The sequence below is a fragment of the Variovorax sp. 01T439_2 genome, from assembly GCF_056398445.1.
In genome coordinates this window covers 1-4,187 of record NZ_JBFTPJ010000944.1, presented here as the reverse complement: position 1 = coordinate 4,187, position 4,187 = coordinate 1, and the positions used below count along the sequence as shown (strand labels likewise).

Here is a 4,187-nt window from a genome sequence, read left to right as displayed (position 1 = left end):
GGTGATCGGTCAGTTTCGCGCGACTCGACGGCTCTCGTTTGAGTGATGCTTTCGGGACTCCATCGCTTTTCTTGCTATGTGTTTATAGGAGTCCCTTGATGGGCAACAAACTGTATGTCGGCAACCTGCCTTACTCGGTGCGCGACAGTGATCTCGAACAGGCTTTTGGACAATTCGGCGCGGTGACCAGCGCCAAGGTCATGATGGAACGCGACACGGGCCGCTCGAAGGGCTTCGGCTTCGTCGAGATGGGCAGTGACGCGGAAGCGCAAGCGGCCATCAATGGCATGAACGGCCAGCCGCTCGGCGGCCGCAGCGTCGTCGTCAACGAAGCACGTCCCATGGAAGCACGTCCGCCCCGCAGCGGTGGCGGCGGCTACGGCGGCGGCGGTGGTGGTTATGGCGGCGGTGGTGGCGGTGGCTACGGCGGCGGCGGCGGTGGTGGCGGCTACGGTGGTGGCGGCGGCGGCCGCTCCGGCGGTGGTGGCGGCTATGGCGGCGGTGGCGGCGGCCGCTCCGGCGGTGGTGGTGGCGGCGATGGCGGCTTCCGCAGCCCCTACGGTGCCGGCCCCCGTGGCGGTGGCGGCGGTGGCCGCTCCGGCGGTGGTGGTGGCTACGGCGGCGGCGGCAACAGCGGCTACTGAACGCTGCATCCCGTCACGCACAAGTAAAAAAGGCTCCTCAGGGAGCCTTTTTCATTGGAGCCGCCGCTCCGGCGAAGCCATCAGCTTTCGCCGCTGCGCTTCTTGCGGGCGCGGCCCTGCACGGCGCGGTCGAGCAGCGCATTCGGCAGCATGCGCATCAGCTTGGCGACCACGCCCATCTGCCAGGGAATCACGCGGTAGCTGGTGCCCGCCTCGATGGCGCGCAGCGCCTGGTCGGCAAAGTCCCGGGCCTTCATGAGAAAGGGCATGCCGTAGCGGTTGCCCTGGGTCAGCGGCGTGTCGATGTAGCCGGGGCAGAGCGTGACGACCTTGACGCCGCTGTTGTGCAGTTCGCCGCGCAGGCTCTCGCAGTACGCGACCACGCCCGCCTTGCTGGCGCAGTAGGCGCCGTGCCCCGGCAGCCCGCGAATGGCCGCGACGCTCGCGATGCCGACCAGCCGGCCGCTGCCGCGCTGCCGCATCGCGGCCACGAAAGGATGGAAGGTGGCCATCAGGCCGACGTTGTTGGTGGCGAAGGTCCGGGCCATCACCTCGATGTCCTCGCGCTCCGCGGTGTCGATGCCCACGCTGATGCCGGCGTTGGCAATCACCACGTCGGGCAGGCCCTGGCGCGCGATGCAGGCGGCGCCGGCGGCCACGATGCTGTCGGTTTGCGCGACGTCCGCGCCATAGACCTGGTAGCGGGCGGGGTCCAGCTTGCGCTCGCCGGCCCAGGATTCGATCTCCGCGGTGCGCCGCGCCACCAGCGCCAGGCGGTAGCCCGCCTCGTAGAAGCTGGCGGCCAGGGCCTGGCCGATGCCGCTCGATGCGCCGGTGATGAAGACAAGCGGAGACGGGCTCATGCGCAGTTCAGCGCGGCTTGCCGGCCGCCGAGGGAATCAGCACGCCGCGCACCCGGCCGGTCAGGTTGGCGACGCCGCTCAGGTTGTCGTAGTCGAGGTGGTCGGCGGTGAACTGGTCGCTGCCGCGGATGAGCGTGACCGGCTTGTTCGAGGTCACGCGTTCGGTATCGAGGAAGGCGTGCAGGAAATCGCCGCGGAACTCCAGGCGCGGCGTGGACTTGCCGCTGGGCCCCACCACCGGGTCGCGGATGACGATGGCGTTGCCGAAGAGCTGGATCTCGCTGCCGTCGGAGTTCGAGATGCCGCGATTGGCCGTCGCGTGGGTGGTGTAGCCCTGCGGCGAAACGGAGCGCATGCGCACGTCGTCGACCTCGACGGTGTCGGTGTCGGGGTAGTGCCGGCCTTCCTTGCCATGGAGTTCGCTGCGCAGGTCGCCGTTGGGCAGGAAGTTCTTGATCACGAAGCCGCGCATGAAATAGTCGGGCTCGTGCGTGGGCGCGGCCTTGGCGGTGGGTGCGAGCAGCTTGGGTCTCCGCCGCGTGCGCGCGTGACGTAGTTGACCGCCTGGCGCACTTCGGCATGCGCATTGGCGGGCGCGGCCGCAAAGCCGGCGCGCGCCAGCACGGGCAGGTCGGGCCAGTCGTCGCCGATGGCCGCGGCCTGCAGCCAGCTGAAACCGAGCTCCTCGAGCATGGCCTGGGCCGCGGGCAGCTTGTCTTCGGTGCCGTAGCGCACGTGCTGGATGCCCAGCGCTTCGAGCCGCACGCGCAGCGGCTTGGAGTCGCGCCCGGTAATCACCGCCGGCGTGATGCCCGCCAGGCGCAGCAGCTTGAGGCCGTAGCCGTCCAGGATGCTGAAGCGCTTGAGGGTTTCGCCATGCTCGGTGAAATACACGCCGCCGTCGGTCAGCACGCCGTCGATGTCGAAGAACGCGACGCGCACGTCCTGCGCGGCGAGCAAGGTCTCGGCCTGGAAGTCGATCGGCATCAGATGACCTTCGCGCGCATCAGGTCGTTGATGCTGAGCGCGCCGATCAGGAGCCCCTCGGGGTCGACGATGAGCACGCTGGTGATGCGGTGTTCTTCCATCAGCTCGGCCGCCTCGACCGCCAGCGCCTCGGCGCGCAGCGTGCGCGGGCCGGGGTGCATCACGTCGGCGGCAGTGAGGCCGCGCAGGTCGCCGCCGGTCTCGACCTGGCGGCGCAGGTCGCCGTCGGTGAAGATGCCGATGGCGCGGCCTTGCGCGTCGACCACGGCGGTGGCGCCCAGGCCCTTGGAGCTCATCTCGCGCATCAGCTCGCTGAGCGTTGCAGTGGGCGCCACGCGCGGCACCTCGTCGCCCGAGCGCATCACGTCGCTCACATGCGTGAGCAGCTTGCGGCCGAGCGCACCGCCGGGGTGCGAGCGCGCGAAGTCCTCGGAGCCGAAGCCGCGCGCGTCGAGCAGCGCCACTGCCAGCGCATCGCCCATCGCCATCTGGGCGGTGGTGCTTGCGGTGGGGGCGAGGTTGAGCGGGCAGGCCTCCTTGGCCACGCCGGCGTCGATCACGATGTCGGCGTGGCGCGCGAGGGTGGAATCGGTGCGGCCGGTCATCGCGATGAGGGGCACGCCCTGGCGCTTGACCACCGGCAGGATCACGGTGAGCTCGTCGACCTCGCCGCTGTTGGAGATGGCCAGCACCAGGTCGACCGGCTTGATCATGCCGAGATCGCCGTGGCTCGCTTCGGCCGGGTGGACGAACATGGCCGGCGTGYCGGTGGAGGCCAGGGTCGCCGCGATCTTGCGGCCGACGTGGCCGCTCTTGCCCATGCCCATGACGACCACGCGGCCGCGCACGTCCAGGATCTTGCGCACGGCCTCGACGAAGCTCGGACCCACGCGCGACTTGAGGCCGATCACGGCATCGGACTCGATGTCGAAGGTGGCGCGCGCCCGCGCCAGGATTGCGTCGGCGTCGACCACGGGGGGCAGGGGAGCTGAACTCATCGGCGGATTTTACGGGCCGGCCGGCGCGCGCCGCCGCTCGATGCAAGCCGCACGTTCGGGGCATGGACATTGCTCTAGCATCCGGCAATGTCCTCGTTCGATCTCACGCTGATGTATTTGCTGGCCGCAGTGCTCGGCGTGGTGGTCTGCCGCTCGCTGAAACTGCCGCCGATGCTGGGCTATCTGTCGGCCGGCGTGCTGATCGGGCCGCATGCGCTGGCATTGGCGCAGAACTCCGAAGCCATCCGCCACCTCGGCGAATTCGGCGTGGTGTTCCTGATGTTCGTGATCGGGCTCGAATTCAGCCTGCCCAAGCTGCGCGCCATGCGCAAGCACGTGTTCGGCCTGGGCCTGCTGCAGGTGCTGCTGACCATGGCCATTGCCACCGCCGGGGCGCTCGCCATCGCCTCGCAGCTCCCGCCGGCCTGGCGGCTCGGGTGGCAGACCGCGCTGGCGCTGTCGGGCGCCCTCACGATGAGCAGCACCGCGATCGTGGTCAAGCTGATGGCCGAGCGGCTCGAGCTCGAGAGCGAACACGGCAAGCGCGTGATGGGCGTGCTGCTGTTCCAGGATCTGGCGGTGGTGCCGCTGCTGGTGCTGATTCCCGCGCTGGGCGCGCCGCCCGAGGCGCTGGCCAAGGCGATCGGCCTGGCGCTCGTGAAGGCCACGCTGCTGATCGGCGTGCTGCTCTATGG

6 protein-coding genes are annotated in these 4,187 nt (G+C 69.6%); 2 read left to right on the top strand and 4 right to left on the bottom strand.

Annotated elements, in window-relative coordinates:
- Positions 1-98 precede the first annotated feature (98 nt).
- The gene (locus AC1DOC_RS30170; RefSeq protein ID WP_478080262.1) at positions 99-644 is read left to right on the top strand and encodes an RNA recognition motif domain-containing protein; all 546 of its coding nucleotides are present in this window, start codon (positions 99-101) and stop codon (positions 642-644) included.
- Positions 645-724: 80 nt separating this feature from the next.
- On the opposite strand, the gene AC1DOC_RS30165 is transcribed toward AC1DOC_RS30170, so the two are convergent.
- The 4 genes from AC1DOC_RS30165 to AC1DOC_RS30150 are packed head-to-tail and all read right to left on the bottom strand — an operon-like array spanning position 725 to position 3,492.
- Positions 725-1,507 (bottom strand): SDR family oxidoreductase, encoded by a 783-nt coding sequence (locus AC1DOC_RS30165; RefSeq protein ID WP_028254307.1) that lies wholly within the window; start codon positions 1,505-1,507, stop codon positions 725-727.
- A 7-nt stretch (positions 1,508-1,514) separates the two neighbouring features.
- Positions 1,515-1,979, bottom strand: coding sequence for an LPS export ABC transporter periplasmic protein LptC (lptC, locus tag AC1DOC_RS30160; protein WP_478131173.1), 465 nt, complete (start codon positions 1,977-1,979; stop codon positions 1,515-1,517).
- Positions 1,964-2,494 (bottom strand): KdsC family phosphatase, encoded by a 531-nt coding sequence (locus tag AC1DOC_RS30155; RefSeq protein WP_478131172.1) that lies wholly within the window; start codon positions 2,492-2,494, stop codon positions 1,964-1,966. Before AC1DOC_RS30155 ends, lptC begins: the two co-directional genes overlap by 16 nt.
- Positions 2,494-3,492: a KpsF/GutQ family sugar-phosphate isomerase gene (locus tag AC1DOC_RS30150; RefSeq protein WP_478131171.1), complete on the bottom strand. Its 999-nt coding sequence runs from the start codon at positions 3,490-3,492 to the stop codon at positions 2,494-2,496. Before AC1DOC_RS30150 ends, AC1DOC_RS30155 begins: the two co-directional genes overlap by 1 nt.
- 87 nt (positions 3,493-3,579) lie before the next feature.
- On the opposite strand from AC1DOC_RS30150, the gene AC1DOC_RS30145 reads away from it, so the two are divergent.
- Positions 3,580-4,187, top strand: a 608-nt coding sequence (locus AC1DOC_RS30145; protein ID WP_478131170.1) for a cation:proton antiporter domain-containing protein, incomplete at its 3' end; no start/stop codon positions are given.